The sequence below is a fragment of the Arthrobacter sp. G.S.26 genome (assembly GCF_050847375.1).
GTDB lineage: Bacteria > Actinomycetota > Actinomycetes > Actinomycetales > Micrococcaceae > Arthrobacter.
Window position 1 is genome coordinate 2,555,549 of sequence record NZ_CP193752.1, and the last position, 26,907, is coordinate 2,582,455.

The window sequence follows — 26,907 nt, forward strand, 5'->3', positions numbered from 1 at the left end:
TATGTCCGCCCGAGCCGGACATGGTCCATCAAGGACGATGTGCAAAAGGTATTGGCCGGCCTGCCGGCGCGGTCCTGAACCAGGACCAAGCCATTGTAAGCAGACCGGCCAATCATACGTGGCCCCGCCGGGGCGCGCCCAAGCGGAGCGGGAGCTACGGCGTTTCCTAGTCCTCGAGGTCCACTTCGCGCACCATCTCGGCACCGATGCCGGCCTTGATGGCGTCCAGGACCTGCTGAGGCACGGAACTGTCGATGGTCAGCAGCGCCAGCACCTGCCCGCCTTCGTCGTGGCGGGCCACCTGCATGCCGGCAATGTTGATGTTGTTCATGCCCAGGATGTGGCCGATCGTGCCGATCACGCCGGGACGGTCGGTGTAGGCAACCACCACCAGGTGCTCGCTGATGGGGATCTCCACCTCGAAGCCGTTGATGCCCACCAGCTTCTCGATCTGCTTGGGTCCGGTCAGGGTGCCGGCCACGGAAATCTGGGTACCGTCGCTGAGGGCGCCGCGCAGGGTCAGGACGTTCCGGTAGGACTCCGTCTCCGCCGTCGTGATCAGCCGCACGTTGATGCCGCGCTGCTCGGCGATGACGGGGGCGTTGACGTAGGAGACCTGCTCGGTCACAACGTCGGCGAAGATGCCCTTGAGTGCGGCGAGCTCGAGGACCTTGACGTCCAGGGAAGAGATTTCACCGGCAACTTCCACGTCGAACTGGGTCAGGGAGGCGTGGGTCAGGGCGGTGAAGATCCGGCCCAGCTTCTCGATCAGCGGGATGCCCGGGCGGACGTCGGGGGCGATCACGCCGCCGGCGACGTTCACGGCGTCGGGGACCAGTTCGCCGGCGAGTGCCAGCCGGACGGACTTGGCCACGGAGACGCCGGCCTTTTCCTGGGCCTCGTCGGTGGAGGCGCCAAGGTGCGGCGTGACCACCACGTTGTCGAGCTTGAAGAAGGGCAGGTCCGTGCTCGGTTCCTTAACAAAAACGTCGACGCCGGCACCGGCGATGTCGCCTGCCTGCAGTGCGGTGTAGAGGGCTTCCTCGTCCACCAGGCCGCCGCGGGCCACGTTCACCACGTAGGCGGTGGACTTCATCTTCTTGAACGCGTCCGCGCCCAGCATGCCCACTGTTTCGGGGGTCTTGGGCATGTGGATGGTGATGAAGTCGGCCTGGGCCAGGAGCTCATCCAGGGTGACCAGCTGCACGCCCAGCTGCGCGGCGCGGGCGGAGGTGATGTAGGGGTCGTAGGCAAGGATCTTGGTGTCGAAGCCCTTGAGCCGGGCAGCGACGAGGGCGCCGATGCGGCCCAGGCCGATGATGCCGATCTTCTTTTCGAAGAGCTCAATGCCGGTGTACTTGGAACGCTTCCATTCGCCATCCTTGAGGGCGGCGCTGGCCTGCGGGATGTGGCGGGCCAGGCTGAGGATGTGGCCCACAGTCAGTTCAGCGGCGGAGACGATGTTGGACGTGGGTGCGTTCACCACCATCACGCCTGCCTGGGTGGCGGCTTTGATGTCCACGTTGTCCAGGCCTACGCCGGCGCGGGCAATGACCTTGAGGTTCTTCGCCGCCGCGATGGCTTCGGCGTCCACCTGGGTGGCGGAGCGGACCAGGATCGCGTCGACGTCGGTGATCGCCGCGAGGAGCTGCGCGCGGTCGGCGCCGTCCGTCTGGCGGATTTCAAAGTCCGGGCCGAGGGCGTCGACGGTGGCGGGGGAAAGTTCTTCGGCGAGCAGTACTACGGGTTTTGACACGGCTGATCCTCTGCGTTGCAGTCCTGGGGATGGGAACAAGTCTAGGCGGACGGAAAGGCCGGGCTCACATTGTTAAGTGTGAACCCGGCCTCACCGTTGAAGGGATGTGATGCTCAGGTGGCGGCAGCCTTAGCGGGCTACGGAGCCGTCCACGTAGTCCTCATCCTGCTGCTGCCAGGCGAAGAGGGCGCGCAGTTCGCGGCCCACACCTTCGATGGGGTGCTGCTCGCCCTTGGCGCGCAGCGCCTTGAACTCGGGGCCGCCCTTGTCCTGGTCCTCGATGAAACGGGTGGCGAAGGCGCCGGACTGGATGTCGGCCAGGACGGCCTTCATGTTTTCCTTCACCTCGGGGGTGATGACGCGCGGGCCGGAAACGTAGTCGCCGTATTCAGCGGTGTCGGAGACGCTCCAGCGCTGCTTCGCGATGCCGCCCTCCCACATGAGGTCAACAATGAGCTTGAGCTCGTGCAGCACCTCGAAGTAAGCGATCTGCGGCTGGTAGCCGGCTTCGGTCAGGGTTTCGAAGCCGTACTGGACCAGCTGGGACACGCCGCCGCAGAGGACGGACTGCTCACCGAAGAGGTCGGTTTCGGTTTCTTCGGTGAAGGTGGTCTTGATAACGCCGGCGCGGGTGCCGCCGATGGCCTTCGCGTAGCTCTTGGCCAGGTCCCAGGCTGCGCCCGAAGCGTCCTGTTCGACGGCGATGATGTCCGGGATGCCGCGGCCGGCTTCGAATTCGCGGCGCACGGTGTGGCCGGGAGCCTTCGGGGCGATCAGGATGACGTCGACGCCCTCGGGTGCCTGGATGTAGCCGAAACGGATGTTGAAGCCGTGGGCGAAGGCGAGGGCCTTGCCTGCGCTCAGCTTGTCCTTGACGAAGTCGTTGTAGATGGAGCGCTGGTGCTGGTCCGGTGCCAGGATCATGATGACGTCGGCCCATTCGGCGGCGTCTGCAACGGTCTTGACGGTGAAGCCGGCTTCTTCAGCCTTGGCGATGGACTTGGAGCCCTCCTTGAGGCCGATGACAACCTCGACGCCGGAATCGCGCAAGTTCAGCGCGTGGGCGTGGCCCTGGGAGCCGTAACCAACGATGGCTACCTTGCGGCCCTGGATGATCGACAGGTCTGCATCGTCGTCGTAAAACATTTCAGTCACTTGCGTAACTCCTCTTGAGTGGTTTTGGTGGATCGGTGTTTACGGTGCTGCGGTTGCGGGCGGAGCGTCAGTCCCAGGCGGGTGCCTAGGCTGAACGCAACGCCCGGTCACTCATGGAGCGGGATCCCCGTCCAACGGCCAGGGTGCCGGACTGCACAATTTCGCGGATGCCGAAGGGCTCCAGCACTGAAAGCAGTGCCGTGAGCTTTTCGGGATGGCCGGTTGCCTCAATGACGACGGAATCGGTGGAAACGTCAACCACTGAGGCGCGGAACAGGTCTGCAGCCTGGGTCACCTGCAGACGAGTGGCGGCATCCGCACGTACCTTGACCAGGATGTGGTCGCGCTGTACGGAAGATTCGGGGGTGAGTTCAACAATCTTGATCACGTTGATCAACTTGTTGAGCTGCTTGGTGACCTGTTCGATCAGGTCACCGTCGGCGTCGACCACTACCGTCATCCGGGAGATGCCCGGGACTTCGGTGGGGCCAACAGCGAGGGAATTGATGTTGAAGGCGCGGCGGGCGAAGAGGCTCGCCACGCGGGTCAGTACGCCGGGCTTGTCTTCGACCAGCACGGACAGTGTGTGACGGGTCATTGTCAGTCTTCCTCTTCCCAGTCCGGAGTCATGTTCCGGGCAAACTGGATCTGGTCGTTGCTCACGCCGGCGGGGACCATGGGCCACACCATGGAGTTGGGGCTCACCACAAAGTCGATGACCACGGGGCGGTCGTTGATCTCGAGTGCCTTCTGGATGGTGGCGTCGATGTCCTCGTCGCGTTCGCACCGGAAGGAGGCGCAGCCATAAGCATCGGCCAGCTTGACGAAGTCCGGAATGCGGACCGTGTCGTGGCCGGTGTTCAGGTCGGTGTTGGAGTACCGGCCCTCGTAGAAGAGGGTCTGCCACTGGCGGACCATGCCCAGCGAGGAGTTGTTGATGACCGCGACCTTGATGGGGATCTTGTTGATGGCGCAGGTGGCCAGTTCCTGGTTGGTCATCTGGAAGCAGCCGTCGCCGTCGATGGCCCAGACCACGCGGTCCGGGTTGCCCACCTTGGCGCCCATGGCGGCCGGCACGGCGTAGCCCATGGTTCCGGCGCCGCCGGAATTCAGCCAGGCGTGCGGGCGTTCGTACTTGATGAACTGCGCGGCCCACATCTGGTGCTGTCCCACGCCGGCGACGTAGACGCCTTCGGGGCCGGTGAGGGCGCCGATACGTTCAATGACGCGCTGCGGGGCGGACAGGCCGTCCTCGGGTTCGGTCCAGCCCAGCGGGTACGTTTCCTTGAGGTTGTTCAGGAACGCCCACCACGTGGTGGTGTCCGGGGTGCCCACGGCTTCGAACTGCGTCCGCACGGCCTCGGTCAGTTCCGGAATGATTTCCTTGACCGAACCCACAATCGGCACGTCGGCCGTGCGGTTCTTGGAAATTTCCGCCGGGTCGATGTCCGCGTGGATGATCTTGGCGTGCGGGGCGAAACTCTTCAACACACCGGTCACCCGGTCATCGAAGCGTGCGCCCAGCGTGATCAGGAGGTCTGACTGCTGCAGTGCGGTGACAGCGGAAACCGTGCCGTGCATCCCGGGCATCCCCATGTGCTGGGGGTGCGAATCCGGGAAGGCACCCTTGGCCATCAGGGTGGTGACCACGGGGGCGCCGGTTGCCTCGGCCAGGGCCATCAGCTCTGCGGAGGCGTGCGCTTTGACCACGCCGCCACCCACGTACAGGACGGGCTTGGATGCTGCGGCGATGAGCTTGGCCGCTTCGCGGACCTGCTTGTTGTGGCCGCGGGTCACGGGACGGTAGCCGGGCAGGTCCACCTTGGGCGGCCAGGAGAACGTCATCTGCCCCACCTGGGCGTCCTTGGCGACGTCGACCAGGACCGGTCCCGGACGCCCGGTGGATGCGAGGTGGAATGCCTCGGCCATAACGTGCGGGATGTCGTTGGGGTCGGTCACCAGGAACGAGTGCTTGGTGATGGGCATGGTGATGCCCACGATGTCAGCTTCCTGGAAGGCATCGGTGCCGATCACGCTGCTGGAAACCTGGCCGGTGATGGCCACCAGCGGTACGGAGTCCATGTGGGCATCCATGATGGCGGTAACGAGGTTGGTGGCACCGGGGCCTGAGGTGGCGATGCAGACGCCCACCCGCCCGGTAACCATGGCGTAGCCTTGCGCGGCGTGGCCGGCTCCCTGTTCGTGACGGACCAGCACGTGGTTCATGCTCGAGGCCATCAAGGGGTCATAGGTGGGCAGGATCGCGCCACCGGGCAAACCGAAAATATCGTCGACGCCGAGTTCTTCGAGCGAGCGGACAATAGCTTGCGAGCCGGACATCACCGTTGGGGGTACAACGGTGTTCGGCCCAAGGACAGGAGAGACAGCAGCAAGGTCAGCGACGACGGCGGCGTGATCGGCCGTCCGGTCGGCGCGTTCCGGAGCTTTGGGGGCTCCAGCGGACTTGGTAGCCATCAGCGAGGGGCTGATCGGCGATCCTTTGCTCATCGGACTCTTCCTTGTGGATCATGTGTGGTGCGTGGATGCTGCGGGAAATAAAAAAACCCCTCAGCCTGGTGGCTCTTCGAGGGGTTTGCGCGTGACGGTTCGTTGCCGGGGCTAAGGTGCCACGCGCTTGGTAAGGACGACGACGGTAACGAAAGTCATGCGTTCAGTGTTCCCTCTGGTGGGATACGTGTCAACGAGCCGCTGACCGATCTCACCATGTGGACGTCATTGTCCACTTCCTGAACGCCATCCCAACTGACTGGCAGTTGTTGTCGTTTTGACGGCTCAAAACGACAACAACTGCGAGTCAGTTGGGTGGGGGGTGCTAGCCGCAGTACGCGCCAGTCGAGGCGCTGTGCACCAGCTTGGCGTACTTGGCCAGGACACCCTTGGTGTAACGGGCCGGGAGCGGCTCCCAGCCTTCCTTGCGGGCTTCCAGCTCGGCCGGGTCCACCAGGAGGTCGAAGCTGCGGGCTGCGATGTCCACGCGGATCCGGTCGCCGTCCTTGACGAAGGCGATGGGGCCGCCGTCCACGGCTTCCGGTGCAACGTGGCCGATGCACAGGCCGGTGGTGCCGCCGGAGAACCGGCCATCGGTAAGCAGCAGGACATCCTTGCCCAGGCCGGCACCCTTGATGGCACCGGTGATCGCAAGCATTTCGCGCATGCCCGGACCACCCTTGGGGCCTTCGTAGCGGATCACCACAACGTCGCCGGCCTGGATCGCGCCCTTGTCGAGGGCCTCGAGGGCACCCTGTTCACGCTCGAAGACGCGGGCGGTTCCCTCGAAGACGTCGGCGTCGAAGCCGGCACTCTTAACAACGGCGCCTTCCGGGGCCATGGTGCCGTGCAGGATGGTGATGCCGCCGGTCTTGTGGATGGGGTTGTCCAGTGCGCGCAGGATCTTGCCGTCCACGTCCGGCGGGTTGATCGCTGCGAGGTTTTCAGCAACGGTCTTGCCGGTGACGGTGAGGCAGTCGCCGTGCAGCAGGCCGGCGTCGAGCAGTGCCTTCATGATGACCGGCACACCGCCGATCTTGTCGACGTCGGTCATCACGTAGCGGCCGAACGGCTTCAGGTCGCCCAGGTGCGGGATCTTGTCACCGATGCGGTTGAAGTCGTCGAGGGTCAGGTCCACCTCGGCTTCGCGGGCGATTGCAAGCAGGTGCAGGACGGCGTTGGTGGAACCACCGAAGGCCATGGTCACGGCAATGGCGTTCTCGAAGGCCTTTTTGGTCATGATGTCGCGGGCCGTAATGCCCTTGCGCAGCAGGTTAACCACCGCTTCGCCGGACTTGCGGGCAAATTCATCACGACGGCGGTCTGCCGAGGGCGGCGCTGCCGAACCGGGCAGGGACATGCCCAGCGCCTCACCGATGCAGGCCATGGTGTTGGCCGTGTACATGCCGCCGCAGGCGCCTTCGCCGGGGCAGATGGCCTTTTCGATGCGGGTGAGGTCCTCAAGGCTCATCTTGCCGGCGGCGCAGGCACCGACAGCTTCGAAGGCGTCAATGAGCGTGACTTCCTTTTCGGAGCCGTCTTCGAGCTTGACCCAGCCGGGCATGATCGAGCCGGCATAAAGGAAGACGCTGGAGAGGTCCAGGCGGGCGGCTGCCATCAACATGCCGGGCAGGGACTTGTCGCAGCCGGCCAGGAGCACGGAGCCGTCGATGCGCTCGGCCTGCATCACGGTTTCGACGGAGTCGGCGATGACTTCGCGGGAAACGAGCGAGAAGTGCATGCCCTCGTGGCCCATGGAGATGCCGTCGGAGACCGAGATGGTGCCGAACTGCATGGGGAATCCGCCGCCGGCGTGGACGCCTTCCTTGGCGCCCTGCGCGAGGCGGTTCAGCGAAAGGTTGCAGGGGGTGATTTCATTCCAGGAGCTGGCGACGCCGACCTGCGGCTTCGCGAAGTCGTCATCGCCCATTCCCACTGCACGGAACATGCCGCGGGCGGGGGCAGCGTGGATGCCGTCGGTGACGACGCGGCTGCGGGGCTTGATATCGGGTGTTTCCGTTGCTGCGGTTTGGGTGTCCTGACTCATGAGGAAAAGTCTATGACTCCCCGTGGCGGCGAAACGACCGGCCCGGCGGGTTTGTGCCCATTTTCCTCAATATTTCGATCAGATAGTGGACTTTCATCTCGCATTTTGAGACAAGGGTACGCTGGCCGCTCCCGCCAAGTGGCCGGAATCACCTTCGCGGGTGCCGGTGGCCACCGCCTCCGCCTCGAGCACCAGCATCCTGAGCACGTCCCTGATGGTGGTGCGCTCGGCCACGTCGGGGCGGAGCAGCGCCACGATGCTCCGGCGCGCAGCCACTCCCACCAGCGGCCGAAGGACGAAGCCCCGCGACTCATTGCCGGCCGCGGTATAGCGGGGCAGGAGCGACAAGCCGTGTCCGGCACTCACCAGGGCCTCAAGGACGCGCAGGTCCGGATACAGCTGGGCGCGGACGGCCGGGGCGCCGGCCTGCTTCTCAATCTGCTTCAGTACGGCGTCAAACGGGAACCCTTCCGGAACCCCGATCCAGGGGTAGCCCACCACATCCCTGGCTGTGACCCTGCTCCTGGCCGCCAGCGGATGCCCGGACTGCATGGCCACGTCCAGCGGCTCCTCCAGCAACGGCACCACCACAAGCCCGTTCCGGGCGAAGACCTCCGGGCCGTCCACGCTGTGCGCCAGGACCAGGTCGTAGTCCGCGGCCAGGCCGGCGAAGCCGGCGACGCCCGGGTCCTCGAAGCACGCCTCCAGCCGCAGGCCCGGAACGGACTGGGCCCGGTGCAGCAGTCCGGGCAGGAACATTTCGGCCGCGCTGGGGAAGAAAGCCGCCCGGACGTGGGCCTGCCAGCCGCGGCGGTAGGTATCGATGGTGGCTTCAGCCCTGGCCATGGCCGTGGATACTTCCGCGGCCGCCGTCGCCATGGCCCGGCCCGCCTCGGTCAGCCGGACGCCCCGTCCCGATTTTTCCACCAGCACCACGCCCAGTTCGTCCTGCAGGGTGCGCAATTGCTGGGAAACCGCCGACGGCGTCACGCGCAGAGCATCGGCAGCGGCGCCCACGGTGCCGCGGTCCGCTACTTCCCGGAGGATCTGAAGCCGCTTGAAGTCCATGCCATGAGGCTACGGGACGCCTTGACTTTGCAGCCGTCGCGGAAACCCTGACGGGGTGCCCGTTGCGGCTTCACCAGTCTGGACAGCGGTGGTCCCCCAACGTAGCGTCAGGGGAAAGGCTCCATCCGTGACAGACCAAAGGATTTGCTGTGGACATCGTTTTCTGGATCATTCTGATTGTTGTCATCGTGGGCGTGGTCTGGTGGCTGATGAACCGGTCCCGGTCCTCCGGAGCCGCTTCCGACGCCCCGCAGCGCCCGGCAGACGGTGCCTTGTCCGGCGGCAGCTCAGCGGCTTCCGCTGCGGCCGCCGGAACCACGGGAATACCCACGGTGGCCGGGTTTGGCCAGCCTGCCGGGCCAGCCGCCCCCACCACCGCCGAAGACCCGGTGCCCACTGCCGGCGAAGCTGCAGCCCGCGAAGTGCAGCCTGCGACCGTTCCCGAGCCCGCAGTGGTTCCCGAGCCCGCCACGGAGCCCGCGCCTGCCTTGGCGCCCGAACCTGCTGCAACTCCCGAACCGGCTGCAGAGCCTGAACCGGTTGTAGTTCCTGAACCCGCTGCAGCCGCCGCCCACGCCAATGCCCAGGACGAGGCCGAATGGGAAACGCAGTGGTCGGAGGCCAGCCCTGCGGCCGGCTCGGAAGCAGCGGGCAGCCCCGCGCCCGAAGTCCCGGCAAGCGTGGCGCCGGAAGCAACACCCACCCACCATTCCGAATATACTGACCCGCACTCGCCCACGCTGCCCGGAGCAGAGTCCGGCGCAGGCGAGGATGCGGCACCTGAGGCAGCCCCACCGGCAGCCGCCGCAGGAACAGTCCGGCCCGACGCGGCCGCCGCAGAGACGGCCGACAGGACAGCATCCTCGGCACTGGTGGAAAACGGAGCCAGCCACCAGCAGGCCGCCGGCGGGCCGTACGGCGAAGGATCAGCAGCTGCCGCCGGCGACGGCACCGGCCCCGGCGGTTTCACCGTCAAGGGGGATGGCGCTGCCATGACCTACTACGAAGAGGGACACCCTGAATATGAGGACGCTGCCGCCAGTGTCTGGTTCGAATCCCCCGCCCACGCGGAGGCTGCCGGTTTCCGCGCACCCCGGCGCCGCCGGCTCTAAGCCGCCACGGCTGCCGGCCGTCCTGGCCGGGCTGGCCTGGCTGGCCTGCAGCCTGTCACTTGTCCTGGCGGGGTGCACCAACACCACTGACAACCGGCCCACGGGCAGCAGCACCGTCCCACCGGCCACAGCCGGCTGGTCGCCTGTTGTCGCGGAACGCCTCACTGTGGGACTGCAGACCCCGTGGGCCGCAGTTTTCCTGCCGGACGGGACGGCACTCATCTCTGAGCGCGACAGTGCCACGCTCAAGGCCGTCCGCAACGGCGCCGCCACCGTGGTGGGCCAGGTTCCCGGCGTTGCCGCCGGCGGGGAAGGTGGCCTGCTGGGCCTTGCCCTCTCCCCCGGCTTTGCCGCCGACAGGTACCTCTACCTCTACCTCACGGCTGCCGGGGACAACCGGGTGGTCCGGGCGCGGGTGGAGGAAACGGCCGACGGCGGGATGGCCCTTGGTGCCCCGGAGGCAGTTTTCACCGGCATCCCCAAAGCCGGGACGCACAACGGCGGCCGGATCCGCTTTGGTCCTGACGGCTTCCTCTACGTGGCGACGGGCGACTCCCAACGCCGGGACCAACCACAGGACCCCAATGCCCTGGGCGGGAAAATCCTGCGCCTGACCGTCGACGGACAACCGGCGCCGGGAAATCCTTTCGGCAACGCCGTGTACAGCCTGGGGCACCGCAACGTCCAGGGCCTTGCCTGGGACGGCTCGGGGCAACTCTGGGCCAGCGAGTTCGGTCCGGACAAGGATGATGAGCTGAACCTGATCCTCCCGGGCGCAAACTACGGCTGGCCCGAGGTCACCGGGGCACCGCAACGGCAGGCGTTCCAGGACGCGAAGGCCGTGTGGCCCAGCACTGCGGAGTCCTCGCCCAGCGGCCTGGAAATCATCGGATCGACGGCCTACCTGGGGGCACTGCGCGGGCAGCGGTTGTGGACCGTCCCGCTTGAAGGCAACGCGGCGGGAGATCCTGTGGCCCATTTCACACGGGAGTACGGCCGGATCAGGGATGTTGCGCGGGCGCCGGATGGCCGCTTATGGCTCCTGACCAACGGCCAAAACCCTGATTTTGTACTGATTCTGGCGCTCCAGGGCTGACCCGGGAGCTGCTCCGGACGCCGATTTCACATGCACCGGAAGTTCGTGTAGAGTTTCATGTCGTTGCGGAGATCAACCGGGAAAGAAAAGCCCGGAAAGATCAAGGCAAAGAAGATGCACCTCTAGCTCAATTGGCAGAGCAATTGACTCTTAATCAATGGGTTCCGGGTTCAAGTCCCGGGGGGTGCACCACTGGGAAAACAGCCTCCGGCTTGCGGAAACGCAAACCGGGGGCTGTTTTGTTTGTGCCTACAGCTGCCCGGCAGGCTGCCGGCCAGTCGACGGTCCGGGCACAAAAAAGCGGCCACAGCCCATGGGCTGCAGCCGCGCGCTTCCGGCTCCAACGGCCGGCCAGCAGGACGTTACGGCGTGTTGTCCACCAGCGCAGCGGTACTGGGCGCCACAGCGAACTGGCTGGCCAGTTCGCGGACCACTGCCTGAAGTTCCTGGCGGAGTACATCCGGGTCAATGGAGGCTGAGGCCAGGACGGAGCGTTCCATCTCAACTGCGGCGGAGACGGCTTCCTTGCCACGGTCCGTCAGCGAAACCACGTGGCTGCGGCGGTCCGAGGTGCTGCGGACCCGCACGATATGCCCGTGCGACTCCAGCCGGCTCAGCGTTTTGCCCATGGTCTGGGCCTGGACCCGGACGTATTGTGCAAGCTGGGCCTGCGTCATGGGGCCTTGCGCGTCCAGAACCTCAATGGCGATGACACCGGCGTGCGTCAGGCCGATGGCCGCGAGTTTCTCGTTCCATGAGTGTTCAACGAGGCGCGCGGCAGTGGACAAGAGGCGCCCCGTGGGCCAGTGATCCATATCAGGCATGGAATCAAGTATAACCAACCAGGGATTAGCACTGTCCCCCACCCGTTACTAGGCTGGTGTGTCCCGCACGCGACAAGGAGATAAACAGTGGCTGAAAGACTGACTGCCGGCGACAACGCGCCCGGCTTCACCCTCAAGGATTCCACCGGCAAGGACACGGCGCTGGCCCCCCGGCCCGGCCGGAACACCATCGTCTACTTCTACCCGGCGGCAGCCACACCAGGCTGCACCAAGGAAGCCTGCGACTTCCGCGACAGCCTGGCCTCCCTCCAGTCCGCGGGCTATGACGTACTGGGCATCTCCCCCGACCCGGTCGCCAAGCTGGCGGCTTTTGTCGATAAGGAAGGGCTGACCTTCCCGCTGCTCTCCGACGCGGATCACGCGGTTGCCGAAGCCTACGGCGCGTGGGGCGAGAAAAAGAACTACGGAAAAACCTACGAAGGACTGATCCGGTCCACCGTGGTGGTGGACCCGGACGGGAAGGTATTGGTGGCCCAGTACAACGTCCGTGCCACGGGCCACGTCGCCAAGCTGCGCAAGGACCTGAAGATCGATTCCTGACACGTCCCGGCGGCCGGACACAGTACTGCCGCGACGCTACAATGGAACGAAAGCCTCCACCGTCCTGCATTGCACCGCCTGTTGCGGCTAATGGAATTCGGTGGGAGGGCAAGCGCGAGTGGTGAAATTGGCAGACACGCAGGATTTAGGTTCCTGTGCCTTCGGGCGTGGGGGTTCAAGTCCCCCCTTGCGCACACAATGTAAAAGGTCCTCCCGGCAATGTGCCGGGAGGACCTTTTGGTTTAACTTCCATCGCCTGGCCGCCGGCGGGATGGGGATGCCGCGGAATCACGGCCCTGACGGCCCATGGCGGCGGCGTATTCCGTGTTTGAAAAAAAGATTTGGAAATCCACCCATCCCTCTCGGCACAGCTGCCGAATACCCATTGAGACACCGGCCGAGGGGCAGGTGCCCACCAGCCAGATAAACCCGGCAGGGAAACTTCATTTCCTTTCCCGGAAAATGCAATAAACCAAGGAGAAACCAAAATGCAGACTATTAAGCGCACAACTTTCACCGTCGCAGGCGTTGCTGCTGCAGCTCTGCTCAGCCTGACGGCATGTGGTGGAACCAGCACCCCGGCCGCCTCCTCTGCACCGGCGGAGTCGCCGTCCTCGATGGCCACCAGCATGGCACCGTCACCGTCGGCGTCATCGTCGGCCAGCGCCGACACGATGGATCCGGCAGCCAACCTGGTGGGCCCCGGTTGCGCCGGTTACGCCGCACAGGTTCCCACGGGTGCCGGCTCCGTTGAAGGCATGGCCCTTGATCCGGTCGCTGTTGCCGCCTCCAACAACCCCATCCTCACCACCCTCACCGCTGCCGTCTCCGGCAAGCTGAACCCGAAGGTGGACCTGGTGGACACCCTCAACGGTGGCGAATTTACGGTCTTCGCACCGGTGGATGACGCCTTCGCCAAGATCGACGCCGCCACCATCGAAACACTCAAGACCGATGATGCCCTGCTCAGCAAGATCCTGACCTACCACGTTGTTCCCGGCCAGATCACCCCGGACAAGATCGCCGGCACCCACGCCACGGTCCAGGGCGGATCCGTCACGGTTGCCGGCAGCGGCGACGCCCTGACGGTCGACGGCGCCAACGTGATCTGCGGCGGCGTCAAGACCAAAAACGCCACCGTTTACCTCATCGACTCGGTGCTGATGCCCAAGTAAGTCCCGGCCACCTTCGGAACTGCAGCATCACTGAAGCCGGGTCCACTCGCTGGAGTGGACCCGGCTTTGCTGCGCCCGGCGCCGTTCCCCACCTCCGAGGCAGCGGCGGCACCTTCTACTAGACTGGGGTCCGGCCCGCACATCGCGGAGCCGGCAAATCCAGAGGTGATAAACGAGTGCCCAGCAGTACTTCCCGGCGGACGGTGATCAAAAGCGGCGCCCTCCTCCTGGCACTGGGTGTGACCGGATGCACGGGCGTCCCGTCCCCGTCGCCGTCGTCGGGTTTCCCCAGCTCCGCCGCTGCCGCTGAACCCGGCGCCACCTTCAACTTCGGCACGGCCGCGCAGCCCCTGGGGCTCGACCCCGCATTATCCAGCGATGTTGAGTCGCAGCGCATCACCCGCCAGATCCTCGAAGGCCTGGTGGGCGTGGACCAGACCACCGGCAAACCAACGCCCCTGCTCGCCACCGAGTGGACCGAATCCAACGAGGGCCGGACCTACACCTTCAAACTCCGCGGCGGTGTCACGTTCCATGACGGCACACCCTTTGACGCGGAAGCCGTGTGCACCAACTTCAACAGATGGTTCGCGTTCTCCCCGGACCTGCAGCGGCAGGCGCCCGGCAGCTCGTTCAAGGGTGTTTTCAAGGCCCACGCCGATGAACCGGACCTGTCCATCTTCAAAAGCTGCACGGCCCTGGCAGCGGACACCGTGCAGCTGGACCTGACCCGGCGGTTCACTGCGTTCCTGCAGGCCCTGACGCTGCCCGCGTTCGCCATCGCGTCCCCCGCTGCCCTGGCCGCCGGCAACGCCAACGTCCTGGACCGGCAGAAAAGCGGCCAGCCGCTGTCTGCCTTCGGCACCAACCCTGTGGGTACGGGCCCGTTCAGCCTCAGCAGCTGGGACGAGGGCAGCGTTACCCTGGTCACCAATTCCTCCTATTGGGGGGACCGCGGCCAGATCGGCACCATCAATTTTATGGCCTACGACCACCCGCAGACCCGCCTCCAGGCATTGCTGGACGGCAAAATCGACGGCTACGACGCCGTGACCGTGGGCAACTTTGACCAGTTGGTCAAGCGCGGCAAGCAGATCGTCCAGCGCGATCCGTTCTCTGTGATGTACGTGGGCATGAACCAGGCAGTCGGCATCCTGGCAAACCTCAAAGTCCGCCAGGCGATCGAGCTGGCCATCGACAAGGAGACCCTGATCCGCAGGTTCTTCATCGACAACACGGCCAAGGCCACCCAGTTCGTGCCGCCCAAAATCAGCGGCTTCAACAACAACGCACCGGAACTTGGGCACGACCTTGCCAAGGCCAAGCAGTACCTGAAGGACGCAGGCTACGCCGGGGAAGAACTGAAGTTCTACTACCCCTTGAACGTCACCAGGCCCTACCTCCCCACGCCGGAAAAGGTGTACGCCGAGATCAGCCGGCAGCTGACCGCTGCCGGCTTGAACATCCGGCCCGTTCCCGTGGAGTGGTCCGAGGGCTACCTCCAGAAGGTCCAGTCCCCCGGCGACCATGCCTTGCACCTGCTGGGCTGGAACGGCTCCTATTCGGACGCGGAAAACTTTGTTGGACCCCTGTTCGGGGAGAAGAACGGCGAGTTCGGCTATCAGGATCCCCAGGTCTTCTCCAAGATCAACAGGGCCCGCAGCATGCCCGAGGGGGAGGAACGGGATGAGCAGTATCACACCATCAATGACCAGATCGCTGCGACGGTCCCGGCCGTGCCCATCGCCTTCCCCATCTCCGCCCTGGCCCTCTCGGACCGTGTGGTCAGCTATCCGGCGTCCCCTGTCTTAAACGAAGTTTTTACAAAGGTCCAACTGAAGCCTTGACGCGCTGCCCCAATTTCAGTATGTAGGCAGACCGGGGATATTCTGTGACAGCCAGAGCCGCTGCAATCGGAGACTGATCGTGACTTTCATTTCCAAGACCCACCATGCCGACGTTGTCCTGATCGGCGGTGGCATCATGAGCGCCACGCTCGGGGCATTCATCAAGCAGCTGGAACCCAATTGGACCGTTTCGCTGTTTGAACGCCTGGACGAGCCGGGGCTGGAAAGCTCGGATCCGTGGAACAACGCAGGCACCGGCCACGCCGCCCTCTGCGAACTGAATTACTCGCCCGCGGCCAAGGACGGTTCGGTGAGCCCGTCGAAGGCGCTGGTCATCAACGAACAGTTCCAGCTGTCGCGGCAGTTCTGGTCCCATCTGGTGGAGCAGAAGCTGATCGGCTCCCCCAAGGGCTTCATCAACACCGTGCCGCATATGAGTTTCGTGATCGGCGAGGACCACACCAAATTCCTGAAGACCCGCTATGAGGCGTTGAAGCCGCACCCGCTCTTCCGCAGCATGGAGTACTCCGAGGACCACGCGCAGATCGCCAAATGGGCACCGCTGATCGTCAAGGGCCGCGACCCGAAGCAGCGCGTTGCCGCAACCCGTGCGGCCGAGGGGACCGACGTCGACTTCGGTGCACTCACCCGTGAGCTGACCACGTACCTGGGGAACAACGGCGTCGAAATCAACTACGGCCATTCCGTTACCGGGATTTCCAAGGCGTCCGACGGCGGCTGGGACCTTTCGCTGAAATACCCCAAATCCGGGGAACACAGCAAGATCCACGCCAAGTTCGTGTTTGTGGGCGCCGGCGGCGGCGCACTCCACCTCCTGCAGGCCTCCGGGATCCCCGAGAGCAAGGGCTACGGCGGGTTCCCCGTCTCCGGCCAGTTCTTCCGCTGTACCGATGAGGACATCGCCGCCCAACACAGCGCCAAGGTGTACGGCCAGGCCTCCGTAGGCGCCCCGCCCATGTCCGTCCCGCACCTGGACACCCGGTACGTCAACGGCAAGCGCTCCCTGCTGTTCGGCCCGTACGCCGGTTTCTCCACCAACTTCCTGAAAAACGGCTCGTACCTGGACCTGCCCCTGTCCATCCGGCCCAGCAACATCATTCCGATGCTGGCCGTGGCCAAGGACAACATGGACCTCACCGCCTACCTGGTTAAGGAAGTGGCCAAGCGCCACGGCGACAAGGTCGAGGCCCTGCGCGAGTACTACCCCGAAGCCAAGGACGGCGACTGGGAACTGATCACCGCCGGCCAGCGTGTACAGATCATCAAGAAGGATCCACAGAAGGGCGGCATCCTCCAGTTCGGTACTGAAGTGATAGCCGGCCGCGACGGCTCCATCGGCGCCCTCCTGGGTGCCTCGCCCGGAGCCTCCACCGCTGTTCCCATCATGATCGAACTGCTGCAGAAGACGTTCCCCAAGAACTTCAAGGGCTGGCAGGGCAAGCTCAAGGAAATGATGCCCGGCTACGGCGTCAAGCTTGACGAGAACCCGGAGCTCGCCGCCGAACTCGAGCTGGCCACGGCGTCCTCGCTGCAGCTGGAAGGCGTTTCCGCCGGCCGCTGACCCCAGGTCAGCGCAGGCACCGCAGGGTCCGTTCCCGTTCCCCAACCCACAGGAGACCATGCGATGTTCCGGCTGGCGCACCTTTCACTTGCAAACCGTGCCCTGATCGCACTGATCACCGTTTTCGCCTCCGTCTTCGGCGTGCTGACCATGACGTCGCTGAAGCAGGAACTCATTCCATCAATTGAGTTCCCGCAGATCACGGTGCTGACGGCCATGCCCGGGGCCTCGCCGGAGGTGGTGGACAAGCAGGTAAGCGGCCCGCTGGAAACCGCCCTGAACGGGGTGGAGGGCCTGGAATCAACGTCCTCCACCTCCCGCAATGGTGTGTCCCAGATAAGCCTGGTGTTTACGTACGGGTCGAACCTGGACCGGGCCCGGAACCAGATCGACAGGGCCATCTCCAACGCCAAGCGGTCCCTGCCGGACGATGTCCAGCCCCAGGCCATTGCGGGCAGCATCAGCGACTTCCCCATCGTGTTCCTGGCCGTCTCCTCGGACAAGTCCCTGAGCGAGCTCAACGCCGACCTGCTGCGGCTGAGCGTACCCCGGCTGCAGAAGATCGACGGCGTCCGTGGCGCCGACGTGACCGGCGGCGCCACCCAACACATCGAAATCCTGCCCCGGCAGGATGACCTGGCCGCTGCGGGCGCGGGAATCACCGCCATCCGGGACGCCCTGGCGAACAACGGGGCCCTGGTACCCGTGGGGACCGTCCAGGAGCAGGGCAAGACCCTGTCCCTGCAGATCGGCAGCCCGGTGGATTCCCTGGACGCCATCAAGGCGCTGCCGCTCTCCGGCGCCAAGGGTGCTGCCACCATCGGTACGGTGGCGGACGTGTCCTTGAAGGATGACGAGCGCACCTCCATCACCCGGACCAACGGTGCCGAAACCCTTGCCGTCTCCGTCACCAAAAAACCCGAGGGCGACACTGTGGGCATCTCCCACGCTGTCCGCGACACCCTGGCGGACCTTGAGGCCGAACTGGGCTCCAATGCCAAGTTCACGCCTGTGTTTGACCAGGCGCCCTTCATCGAAAAGTCCATCAAAGATCTCACCACCGAAGGCCTGCTGGGCCTGGGATTCGCGGTGGCTGTCATCCTGGTGTTCCTGATGTCGGCACGCTCCACCCTGGTGACTGCGGTGTCCATCCCGCTCTCGCTGCTCATCACCTTCATTGGCCTGTCGGCCACCGGCTACTCCCTGAACATCCTGACCCTTGGCGCCCTCACCATTGCCATCGGCCGGGTGGTGGATGACTCCATCGTGGTGATCGAGAACATCAAACGTCACCTGAGCTACGGCGAGGAAAAGGTCACGGCGATCCTGACCGCCATCCGGGAAGTGGCCGGGGCCATCACCGCCTCAACCCTGACCACAGTGGCGGTGTTCCTGCCCATCGCCTTTGTGGGTGAGCTCGCCGGCGAGCTGTTCCGGCCCTTCGCCCTGACGGTCACCATGGCGCTGCTGGCTTCCCTGCTGGTGTCCCTGACCATTGTCCCCGTCCTGGCTTACTGGTTCCTGAAGAATCCAGGCGCCGCTGCCGTGGGTGCCGTGGCCGGCTCACCAACGGCCCGTACACAGGCAGCCGAGGCACGCGGCAAGGCGCTGGAGAGCGAACAGCGCAGCAGGCTCCAACGCGGCTACCTTCCCATCCTGAACAAAACCCAGAAACACCCCGTCATCACGCTGGTGGCGGCCGTCCTGGTCCTGGGCGCCACCGGCGCCATGACGCCACTGCTGGCCACCAACCTGCTGGGCAACTCCGGCCAGAACAGCCTCACTGTCCGGCAGGTGCTCCCCGCCGGCACCAGCCTGGCGGAAACCAGCGCGGCGGCCATCCGGCTGGAGACGGTCCTCCGGGACATCGACGGCATCAAGGATGTCCAGGTCACTTCCGGCAACGCCACCGCCGGTTTTGCCGCCCTGACCTCCAGCGGGTCGTCCAATTCCACCTTCACGGTGGTCACCGACGAGAAAGCCGACCAGGAGCTGCTGCAGGAGACGGTCCGCTCCGAACTCACACAGGTCCCCGATTCCGGCAAGGTCTCCGTGGGCACCCAGCAGGGCGGGTTTGGCACGTCCTCCACCGTGGACATCACCCTCAAGGCCGCCACCACGGCGGACCTGCAGGCCGCCAGCGACGCGATGGTGGCGGCAATGACGGGTGTGCCGGGAACCAGCGAAGTGGCAACCAACCTTGCGGCCAGCCAGCCGGTGGTGCAGGTGAAGGTTGACCGCACCAAAACCGTTGCAGCCGGACTGAACGAGGAACAGGTGGCCGGCGTCCTCGCCGCTACCATCAGCCCCGTCCCCGCCGGCGAGGTGCGGATCGACACCAACGATTTCCCGGTCCGGATCGGCCAGGGCACCAAGTTCACCAGCATCGATGCCGTCCGGAACATCCCCCTGCCGGCGGGCCCCGGAACGGTGACCCTGGGCAGCGTGGCAGCCGTGGAGCAGGTGGACGTGCCGGTTTCCATCACCGCCAGCAACGGGCAGCGGACCGCGCGGGTGTCCGTGACGCCGTCGGGATCCAACCTTGGTGCCGTGAATACCGAAGTCCAGGCCCGCCTGGCCGATGTGCAGCTTCCCGCCGGGGTGACTGCCGAAATCGGCGGGGCCACCACCCAGCAGGCCGAATCATTCCAGCAGCTGGGGCTGGCACTGCTCGCCGCGATCGCCATTGTGTACGTGATCATGGTGGCCACGTTCAAGTCGCTGATCCAGCCGCTGATCCTGCTGGTCTCCGTTCCGTTTGCCGCCACCGGCGCCGTGGCGCTGCTGCTCCTGACGGGGGTCCCGCTGGGGTTGCCGTCGCTGATCGGCATGCTGATGCTGGTGGGCATTGTGGTGACCAATGCGATCGTCCTGATCGACCTGATCAACCAATACCGCCAGCCACGCGACGGCCGGCCCGGAATGAGCGTGGCCGATGCCATCACGCACGGTGCCCGGCAGCGGCTGCGGCCCATCCTGATGACGGCCCTGGCTACCGTCTTTGCGCTCACGCCCATGGCCGTGGGGCTCACCGGCGGCGGCGGCTTCATCTCGCAGCCCCTTGCCGTGGTGGTGATTGGCGGGCTCATCTCCTCCACCGCGCTGACCCTCGTCCTTGTCCCGGTGCTGTACCGGCTGGTGGAAGGCCGACGGGAAAGGAAACAGCTGCTGAAGGACCTCCGCCAGCGGCCGGACTACCGGGCGGGCGCCCGTGTGGACAATGAATTCAATGACTGGACCACCGGTATGGTGCCCAAGGTCAGCGGCCGCCGGGCCGCCCCCGGCAGCCCCGAATAGCGGCGGGAATCAAGCAGGCCCACACCGGAGATCCGGTGCGGGCCTGTTGCGTTAACCCCTGGCTGCCACGCGGCGGGACAGGGAATATTCCGGACGGCATCGCGTTACAGAGGGTGATAGATGCAAATGCATCTATCTTGGACTACACTGGAACCAAGCCAGCAAGACCAGGATCGGAAAGGCACATCATGCAAATCGGTGTATTCAGCGTCAGCGACATCACCCCGGACCCCGTCACGGGCCGGATCCCCACCGAAAACGAACGCATCAAGGCCTCGGTGGCCATCGCCAAAAAAGTCGAGGAAATCGGCATGGATGTCTACGCCATCGGCGAGCACCACAACCGGCCGTTCTTCTCCTCCTCCCCCACCACCACGCTGGCCTTCATCGCCGCCCAGACGGAGCGGATTACGCTCTCCACAGCCACCACGCTGATCACCACGAATGATCCCGTCAAGATCGCCGAGGACTTCGCGATGCTCCAGCACCTCGCGGATGGCCGCGTGGACCTGGTCCTGGGCCGCGGCAACACCGCTCCCGTGTACCCCTGGTTCGGCAAGAACATCCAGGACGGGGTGGAGCTGGCCATTGAGAACTACAGCCTGCTGCGCAAGCTGTGGGACGAAGACACCGTGAACTGGTCCGGGAAGTTCCGCACCCCGCTGCAGAACTTCACTTCCACGCCCCGGCCCCTGGACGGAGTGGCACCGTTTGTGTGGCACGGCTCCATCCGCACGCCGCAGATCGCCGAGGTGGCCGCGTACTACGGTGACGGGTTCTTCGCCAACAACATCTTCTGGCCAAAAGAGCACTACCAGCAGCTGATCAGCCTGTACCGGGAACGCTACGAGCACTACGGCCATGGCACTGCGGACCAGGCGATCGTGGGCCTGGGTGGCCAGTTCTTTATGCGGAAGAACTCCCAGGACGCTGTCAAGGAGTTCCGCCCCTACTTCGACAACGCCCCGGTCTACGGCCACGGCCCGTCGCTGGAGGACTTCACCTCGCAGACTCCGCTGACCGTGGGCAGCCCGCAGGAGGTCATCGAGAAGACGCTTACCTTCCGTGAGTACTTCGGCGACTACCAGCGCCAGCTGTTCCTGATCGACCACGCCGGCCTGCCCCTGAAGACGGTCCTGGAGCAGCTGGACCTGTTCGGTGAGGAAGTCCTTCCCGTCCTGCGCAAGGAATACGCCGACAAGAAGCCCGCCCACGTCCCCGAGCCGCCCACCCACGCCAACCGCGTGGCTGCGCAGCTTGCCAAGGACGCGGCCAAAACCACCGCGGACGCATAATGTCCAGCGGAAAGCCGGAATCGCCGGTCCGTCTCGCTGCGGAAACCTGGGAGTCGTTGTTCAGGGCCCAGGTGGCGGTGATGCGGAAACTGCAGCAGGGACCGGCTTTCCGCCAGCTCGCGCTGAACGAGTACGATGTGCTGTTCACGCTGTCCCGCTGCCCCTCCGGCTGGCTGCGGCTCAACGAACTCAACGACAATGTCCTCTTGAGCCAGTCAAGCCTCAGCCGGCTGGTGGAGCGGCTTCAAAAGCGGGGGCTGGTGGATCGGATGCCCGCCCCGGAGGACGGCCGCGGCGTCCTGCTGAGGTTGACTGATGCCGGCAGGGACCTGCAGAAGGAGATCGGCCGCGAACACGTCCGGGACATCTCCGCGCTGGTGACTCCGGCGCTGACCCCCGCGGAGCAGAAAGAACTGGCACGGCTGACGGACAAGCTCCGCAGCTCACTGGGCCAGCTGCCACCGCACTAGCCCAGGACCTGCAGGCGGTCCGGGTCCTCCACCGGCAGGACGCCGTTGACCACGGCCGTGACCTGCATCCTGCTCAGCGTCAGGCTGCCTCCGATGGTGGACAGGAAGGCGGTGTCTGCGGAGTCCCGGCCGGCAGTGATCCGGAGCATTGACTCCCGCGGGGCCAGTCCGGTGGGATCAATCACGTGCCAGGCCCCGGCCACAAAGGCCTCGGCAACGGCATGGAAGTCCATGGGGTACAGGCCGGGCGCGTAGACAGCGGCAAGCCGGGCCGGGATGTCCTTGGACCGCAGCAGCGCTATGGCCAGGTGCGCGAAGTCCCGGCATACGCCGCGGCGGCTGAGGAGGGTCTCCACCGCGCCGTCCGTTCCGCGCGAGGAGCCGCTGAGGTAGCGCAGTTCCCCGTGCACCCAGTTGCGGACGGCCGTCAGCAGGGCGCCGTCCCGCAACTGGCCAAACTCCGCGTAGGCGGTGGGCAGGAGCCGGTCCGACTCCGCGTAGCGGCTGGGCCTGACGTAACGGATGCGGTCCGCGAGGGTTGCCTCTTCCGGCTGCGCCCGGCCGGACACCGTGGCCGAATAGTGCACGGTGACCTCTGCCGGGTCGGTGAACTCCATGTAGTGGAGCCGCCCGCCGTGGTGGTCCGCCACCTCGGTCAGTGGCACCTCCCCGCCGCCGCTGCTCACGGACAGCGATTCGGCGAAGGATGAGTACCCATCGTTGCGGGCCGCAGCGACGGCCATGGCTACTTTGGTGTTGGCGGCGGTTTTGAAAACCAGGTGTGCTGTAACAGTACGTTCCATGTCGCTTCCGGGGGTGTTGGCAGGAGGTGAACGGGGTCCCGGCACACGGGCTGCGGGACTAGGGTGAAACCTTCAGAGACATTAGCATCCGCTGGACGTTGGCGAATTCAGTCCCCTCATTGGCGTAGGCGGCGGCCTGCGCCAACGTATCGAAGGCCTTGGCCGGGGCCACCAACTCATCCGTTGCATAGGCCTTCAGCGCCGGCACATCGCCGAACGAGTAGTCGCCTATCGCCGCGGGCCCCCGCACCGTGTTCCGCAGTTCACAGGCCAGGTTGCCCGCTCCACCCACCACGTTGGTGATGCCGTAGGAACCGAAATACCGGTAGCCCTGGATCACCCGGAACACCACGCGTGGCGGGATGGTGGCCTCACCGGACAGGGCCGGCAGGTCCACCGGCACGCTGCTGATCACGGTGTACGGTTTCCGGGATCCTTCAGGGCAGTCAACGGCCGACGCCGGCAGTCCGGTCTGCAGGGCGGCCATAAAGGTGCCGTCGGGCTTCTTCACCTCGATTTTCAGGGCGCCCGGCAGCGTCCCCGCTGCCGGCGGCACGGACTGGGCGATCCAATCCTGCGGCAGGTCGAAGCTGACTTTCCGGCCGGCGTCGGCAAATGTCTTCCATACCGCAGCGGTGGCCACCGGCCGGGCCGTGCCCGTGGCTGAGGGGCGTGCTGATGCCGCCTCCGTTCCTTCCGGTGACGGGGTGCCATCCGGCGATGCAGTGCCCTGCGTTACGGCAGTGTCTTCCGGCTGGGCAGTCCAGGCCGGTGCCGGGGCCGACGGGGCGGAACACCCAGCCAGCACGGCGGCGGCAACTGCCGTCGCGAGCATTGTCCTTGCAGCCGGCGCGCGCTTCATGCGCCCCAGCCTAGTCCGCGGGGTGACCCGACGGCGTGTAGGCGAGCCACGGCTTGCCGGTGCCGCAGGCCCGGACAGCGGACACCTGCCGGGCGTGTCGCCGTCGGACGTCTTCAGCCGTCCCTGGCACTAGGCTGTTTGGTATGGCGGAAGACCAGCACAGCGCACCCGAGGAATCACTGGCGGACATCTCCGCCCTGGACATTGCCGACTGGCGGCTGCGGACGTATTCCCTGTACGACAATGTCCGCCGGATTTCTGCGGACAACCCGGCCGAAGCCCACTCGTACTGGCGCCACCAGCGCGACCTGATGTTTGCCACCCATCCGGCCTCGGCACTGACCAAAGCCGACAAATCAAACTTTTCGGGCCTGCGGACCGCTGACTACGACCCCATCTACCGGTTCCATGTGCCGCTCACCAAAGAAGGCGCCGGCCGGGAGATGACTGTTGAGACGGGTACCGACGGGACGGTCCATTTTGTCCGGCTGGGCACGTTCGACCTGCCGGAAATGGGCCAGCTGGCCGTCTGGAAGCTGCAGGGTTACGGCGGCGGAATTTTTGTCCCGTTCCGGGACGCCACCGCCGGCCAGCCCGGCGGCAGCTACGGGGCCGGCCGGTACCTGCTGGACACCATCAAGGGCGCCTTCCACGGCGTCAGCGGCTCCGGACCGGACGCCGAGTTCGTACTCGACTTCAACTTTGCGTACAACCCGTCGTGCGCCTACAACGAGGCTTGGGCGTGCCCGCTGGCCGGCCCCTCCAACCGGCTGGCCGTGGACATCCCTGTGGGCGAGCTGTACTGAGCCCATGACCACCAACCCGCGCCGCCTTGCCCGCGTACGCCCCACTGACCCGGCAACGGCCGCGGAACAATTTTTTGTTGCCAGCGCGGCCACCGGAACCGGGACCGATGGGGACTGGACAGACCGGGACGGGACCTGGACGGTCATCGGGACGCCCTTTCCAGGCTCGGCGGCCAACGCATCAAGCCCGTGGCGCGACAGCTGGCAGCTGGGGGCAACCGTGGCGCGGGACGCATTTTGTTTCCTGGCCCCCAGCGCGCCGGCCAACGTGCTGGGCATGGCCCACAACACGGGACCGGCCGGACGGGCGCAGCCGCCCCAGGCCTTCCACAAAGCAGCCACGAGCGTGGTGGGGCCAGGTGTTGCGATCGAACTGGCACCCGGGATGCGCCAGGTGGAACCGGAAGCCGAGCTGGCAGTGGTCATCGGCACCACATCCCGCGGCCTGACGCTGGCTACCGCCCGTGCTGCAGTCCTGGGGTTTACCATCGCCAACGACGTCACCTGCCGGGACCTGCAGAAATCCGACGCGCTGTGGATCAGTGCCAAAAGCCAGGACACCTTCACGCCCGCCGGGCCATGGATCACCACCGGCCTTGACGAGGCCGACCTGGCCGTGGGCGTAGTCCTCAACGGGAAGGCGCTGGAAACCGCCAGCACGGCGGACCTCGGCTGGAAAGTGGACGAAATCCTGGTGTACCTGACCGGGTTCATGACGCTCCACCCCGGCGACCTGGTCCTCACCGGGTTTCCGGCCGAGTGCCGTCCCCTGTCCCCCGGCGACACCGTCGCGTGCCGGGTGGAGGGCATCGGCGAGCTGGTCAACCCGGTGACAGCATCGGCGTGGCCCGGCCCCGTGCCGCAGTAACCCGCCGGTCCGGCCCCCTGCCGCAGTAACCCGCCGGTCCGGTCAGCCATGGTTCGGGGACTGCCGGAACATATGTCAGGCTTAACGGATGGATTCGACCACTGCGCCTGCGGAAACAACGACGCAGCAGCCTACCCGGAGCTTTCCAGCAACCCGGCACTACCGGGGCCTCCTCCACTTCCCGGTGGTCCGCCAGCTGATCCGCTTCTCCGGCGTTGGCGTCCTGTGCACCGCGGCGTCGCTGGCCCTGTACGCGCTGCTGCGGCCCTGGCTGGGTCCGCAGCTGGCCAATGCGGTGGCCCTGGTGCTGACGTCGCTGCTGAACACCGCCCTGAACAGGCGCCTGACCTTCAAGATTGAAGGCGGCAAGCGCAGGATCCGGGACCACCTGAACGGGCTGGTGGTCATTGTTGTGGCGCTGGTCATCACGGGTGGGAGCCTCGGCGTCCTGCACTGGCTGAATCCGGCTGCCACGGTGGGCGATGAGCTCCTCACCACCACACTCTCAGGGTTCCTGGCCACCGCCGTCCGGTTCACGCTCCTGCGGCACTGGATTTTCCGGCGGGCGCGGCACCGCTAGCGGCGTCCCGGCCCCAGCCGCACTCCCGCGGTCAGGCCGAACCGAGGCTCCTGACCCCGGCCACAGCCCGGGCCACGGCCTCCGCTGCGGTCGCCAGGTCGCCAGCGGTGACGGTGGCGTCGAAGCTGAACCGCACCGCGGTCTGTGCCACCGCGTCCGGGAAGCCCATGGCGGTGAGCACCGGCGACGGCGCGTCGGAACCGGCAGCGCACGCGGAACCGCTGGAGCACACCACCCCCTGGCGTTCCAGGTCCAGCAGGACCGATTCGCCGCTGGTCCCGGGGAAGCAGAACGACGCCACCGATGGCAGCCGCTCCGAGCAATGTCCGGTGCGGACTGCGCCAGGCACCCCCGCGAGTACAGCGGCAATGAACCCGTCCCGCAGGGCGGCCACGTGGCCGGACCGCTCCGGCTGTCCTGCCTTCGCCATTGTCAGGGCGGTGGCCAGGCCCACGGCGGCCGCCACGTTCTCGGTCCCGGACCGGCGGCCCCGTTCCTGGCCGCCGCCGTGGAGAAGGGGTTCCAGCCGGGTCCGGCTCCGCACAAAAAGGACGCCGCAGCCTTTGGGGGCGCCAAGCTTGTGGCCGGAAATGCTCATGGCATCAACGCCCAGGGCCTTGGTGTCCAGCGGCAGCCACCCCGCGGCCTGGACGGCGTCGGTGTGGAAGGGGATGTCCAGCCCGTGCGCCAGCGCAGCCAGTGCCGCCACCGGCTGGACAGTACCCACCTCGTTGTTGGCGTACATCACGCTGGCCACAGCGGTCCCGGGATGGAGGCAGCCGGCAAAGGCTTCCGGGGTCACCAGCCCGGTTCCGTCCACGGGCGCCACGTCAACGGTGAATCCATGGAACCGCTCAAGGTACCGGGCGGACTCTTCGACGGCCGGGTGTTCGATGGCGCTGATCAGGATCCGTTTAAGCCGTGGGTCCGCGGCCTGCCTGGCCAGGGCGATCCCCTTGATGGCCAGGTTGTCCGCCTCGGTCCCCCCGGAGGTGAACGTCAGCTCCCCTGGACGGCAGCCCAGTGCGCGGGCCACCGAAGCCCTGGCGCCGGCCAAAGCGGCAGCTGCTGATTCGCCGAGCGAGTGGTGGCTGGACGGGTTGCCGAACTCGCCGGTCAGGTAGGGCCACATGGCCTCCAGCACTTCCCGCCGGACCGGTGTGGTGGCTGCGGCGTCGAGGAAAATCAAAGCCCG

22 protein-coding genes and 2 tRNA genes are annotated in these 26,907 nt (G+C 65.9%); 14 read left to right on the forward strand and 10 right to left on the reverse strand.

The window, feature by feature from the left end; translation table 11 throughout:
• Window positions 1–166: 166 nt before the first annotated feature.
• The 6 genes from serA to ACRB8A_RS11675 all read right to left on the reverse strand — a co-directional run bounded on the left by serA (window position 167) and on the right by ACRB8A_RS11675 (window position 8,534).
• Window positions 167–1,756 (reverse strand): phosphoglycerate dehydrogenase, encoded by a 1,590-nt coding sequence (gene serA, locus ACRB8A_RS11650; RefSeq protein ID WP_050687279.1) that lies wholly within the window; start codon window positions 1,754–1,756, stop codon window positions 167–169.
• Between the two features lie 129 nt (window positions 1,757–1,885).
• Entirely contained in the window at window positions 1,886–2,911 is a 1,026-nt protein-coding gene (ilvC, locus tag ACRB8A_RS11655) for a ketol-acid reductoisomerase (protein ID WP_050687281.1), read from the reverse strand.
• 85 nt (window positions 2,912–2,996) lie between these two features.
• Window positions 2,997–3,509: an acetolactate synthase small subunit gene (ilvN, locus tag ACRB8A_RS11660; protein WP_050687283.1), complete on the reverse strand. Its 513-nt coding sequence runs from the start codon at window positions 3,507–3,509 to the stop codon at window positions 2,997–2,999.
• A 2-nt stretch (window positions 3,510–3,511) separates the two neighbouring features.
• Window positions 3,512–5,419 carry an acetolactate synthase large subunit gene (locus tag ACRB8A_RS11665; protein WP_050687286.1) on the reverse strand — a complete coding sequence of 636 codons (1,908 nt, stop codon included), beginning with the start codon at window positions 5,417–5,419 and terminating at the stop codon, window positions 3,512–3,514.
• Window positions 5,420–5,744: 325 nt separating this feature from the next.
• Entirely contained in the window at window positions 5,745–7,466 is a 1,722-nt protein-coding gene (gene ilvD / locus ACRB8A_RS11670) for a dihydroxy-acid dehydratase (RefSeq protein WP_050687288.1), read from the reverse strand.
• A gap of 93 nt (window positions 7,467–7,559) precedes the next feature.
• Complete coding sequence (locus tag ACRB8A_RS11675; protein WP_432244746.1) at window positions 7,560–8,534, reverse strand: LysR family transcriptional regulator; 975 nt, start codon at window positions 8,532–8,534, stop codon at window positions 7,560–7,562.
• 149 nt (window positions 8,535–8,683) lie between these two features.
• Here ACRB8A_RS11675 and ACRB8A_RS11680 point away from each other — a divergent pair, with 149 nt between their 5' ends.
• The 3 genes from ACRB8A_RS11680 to ACRB8A_RS11690 all read left to right on the forward strand — a co-directional run bounded on the left by ACRB8A_RS11680 (window position 8,684) and on the right by ACRB8A_RS11690 (window position 10,934).
• Window positions 8,684–9,646, forward strand: coding sequence for a hypothetical protein (locus ACRB8A_RS11680; protein WP_432244747.1), 963 nt, complete (start codon window positions 8,684–8,686; stop codon window positions 9,644–9,646).
• Window positions 9,647–9,668: 22 nt separating this feature from the next.
• Window positions 9,669–10,742, forward strand: a complete 1,074-nt coding sequence (locus ACRB8A_RS11685) for a PQQ-dependent sugar dehydrogenase (RefSeq protein WP_432246036.1) — start codon at window positions 9,669–9,671, stop codon at window positions 10,740–10,742.
• Window positions 10,743–10,858: 116 nt separating this feature from the next.
• A tRNA-Lys gene (locus ACRB8A_RS11690) sits at window positions 10,859–10,934 on the forward strand.
• 170 nt (window positions 10,935–11,104) lie between these two features.
• Here ACRB8A_RS11690 and ACRB8A_RS11695 read toward each other — a convergent pair.
• Window positions 11,105–11,557, reverse strand: a complete 453-nt coding sequence (locus ACRB8A_RS11695) for a MarR family winged helix-turn-helix transcriptional regulator (RefSeq protein WP_050685493.1) — start codon at window positions 11,555–11,557, stop codon at window positions 11,105–11,107.
• 96 nt (window positions 11,558–11,653) lie between these two features.
• Between ACRB8A_RS11695 and bcp the strand changes: the two genes are divergently transcribed.
• From bcp to ACRB8A_RS11735, 8 genes are all read left to right on the forward strand, one after another.
• Window positions 11,654–12,127 carry a thioredoxin-dependent thiol peroxidase gene (gene bcp, locus ACRB8A_RS11700; RefSeq protein WP_050685494.1) on the forward strand — a complete coding sequence of 158 codons (474 nt, stop codon included), beginning with the start codon at window positions 11,654–11,656 and terminating at the stop codon, window positions 12,125–12,127.
• Between the two features lie 112 nt (window positions 12,128–12,239).
• Window positions 12,240–12,321: transfer RNA gene (locus tag ACRB8A_RS11705), tRNA-Leu, on the forward strand.
• A gap of 294 nt (window positions 12,322–12,615) precedes the next feature.
• A complete protein-coding gene (locus ACRB8A_RS11710) occupies window positions 12,616–13,302 on the forward strand; it encodes a fasciclin domain-containing protein (RefSeq protein ID WP_050685495.1) in 687 nt (228 codons plus the stop codon).
• Window positions 13,303–13,478: 176 nt separating this feature from the next.
• Window positions 13,479–15,149 carry an ABC transporter substrate-binding protein gene (locus ACRB8A_RS11715; protein ID WP_432244748.1) on the forward strand — a complete coding sequence of 557 codons (1,671 nt, stop codon included), beginning with the start codon at window positions 13,479–13,481 and terminating at the stop codon, window positions 15,147–15,149.
• A 79-nt stretch (window positions 15,150–15,228) separates the two neighbouring features.
• Complete coding sequence (locus tag ACRB8A_RS11720) at window positions 15,229–16,731, forward strand: malate:quinone oxidoreductase (RefSeq protein WP_432244749.1); 1,503 nt, start codon at window positions 15,229–15,231, stop codon at window positions 16,729–16,731.
• Window positions 16,732–16,794: 63 nt separating this feature from the next.
• Entirely contained in the window at window positions 16,795–20,028 is a 3,234-nt protein-coding gene (locus tag ACRB8A_RS11725) for an efflux RND transporter permease subunit (RefSeq protein ID WP_432244750.1), read from the forward strand.
• A 188-nt stretch (window positions 20,029–20,216) separates the two neighbouring features.
• Window positions 20,217–21,323 (forward strand): LLM class flavin-dependent oxidoreductase, encoded by a 1,107-nt coding sequence (locus tag ACRB8A_RS11730; RefSeq protein WP_050685498.1) that lies wholly within the window; start codon window positions 20,217–20,219, stop codon window positions 21,321–21,323.
• Window positions 21,323–21,793: a MarR family winged helix-turn-helix transcriptional regulator gene (locus ACRB8A_RS11735; RefSeq protein ID WP_285240969.1), complete on the forward strand. Its 471-nt coding sequence runs from the start codon at window positions 21,323–21,325 to the stop codon at window positions 21,791–21,793. Before ACRB8A_RS11730 ends, ACRB8A_RS11735 begins: the two co-directional genes overlap by 1 nt.
• Here ACRB8A_RS11735 and ACRB8A_RS11740 read toward each other — a convergent pair.
• Both ACRB8A_RS11740 and ACRB8A_RS11745 read right to left on the reverse strand, forming a co-directional pair.
• Window positions 21,790–22,596 carry a transglutaminase-like domain-containing protein gene (locus ACRB8A_RS11740; RefSeq protein ID WP_050685500.1) on the reverse strand — a complete coding sequence of 269 codons (807 nt, stop codon included), beginning with the start codon at window positions 22,594–22,596 and terminating at the stop codon, window positions 21,790–21,792. The genes ACRB8A_RS11735 and ACRB8A_RS11740 overlap by 4 nt on opposite strands.
• A gap of 58 nt (window positions 22,597–22,654) precedes the next feature.
• Window positions 22,655–23,458: a hypothetical protein gene (locus tag ACRB8A_RS11745; RefSeq protein ID WP_050685501.1), complete on the reverse strand. Its 804-nt coding sequence runs from the start codon at window positions 23,456–23,458 to the stop codon at window positions 22,655–22,657.
• Window positions 23,459–23,601: 143 nt separating this feature from the next.
• Between ACRB8A_RS11745 and ACRB8A_RS11750 the strand changes: the two genes are divergently transcribed.
• The 3 genes from ACRB8A_RS11750 (at window position 23,602) to ACRB8A_RS11760 (ending at window position 25,712) form a co-directional block, all read left to right on the forward strand.
• Window positions 23,602–24,264 (forward strand): DUF1684 domain-containing protein, encoded by a 663-nt coding sequence (locus ACRB8A_RS11750; RefSeq protein ID WP_050685502.1) that lies wholly within the window; start codon window positions 23,602–23,604, stop codon window positions 24,262–24,264.
• A 4-nt stretch (window positions 24,265–24,268) separates the two neighbouring features.
• Window positions 24,269–25,132: a fumarylacetoacetate hydrolase family protein gene (locus tag ACRB8A_RS11755; protein ID WP_050685503.1), complete on the forward strand. Its 864-nt coding sequence runs from the start codon at window positions 24,269–24,271 to the stop codon at window positions 25,130–25,132.
• An 88-nt stretch (window positions 25,133–25,220) separates the two neighbouring features.
• Window positions 25,221–25,712, forward strand: a complete 492-nt coding sequence (locus tag ACRB8A_RS11760; RefSeq protein ID WP_432244751.1) for a GtrA family protein — start codon at window positions 25,221–25,223, stop codon at window positions 25,710–25,712.
• 31 nt (window positions 25,713–25,743) lie between these two features.
• Here ACRB8A_RS11760 and ACRB8A_RS11765 read toward each other — a convergent pair whose 3' ends face one another.
• Window positions 25,744–26,901 carry a cysteine desulfurase family protein gene (locus ACRB8A_RS11765; protein WP_432244752.1) on the reverse strand — a complete coding sequence of 386 codons (1,158 nt, stop codon included), beginning with the start codon at window positions 26,899–26,901 and terminating at the stop codon, window positions 25,744–25,746.
• Window positions 26,902–26,907: the final 6 nt, after the last annotated feature.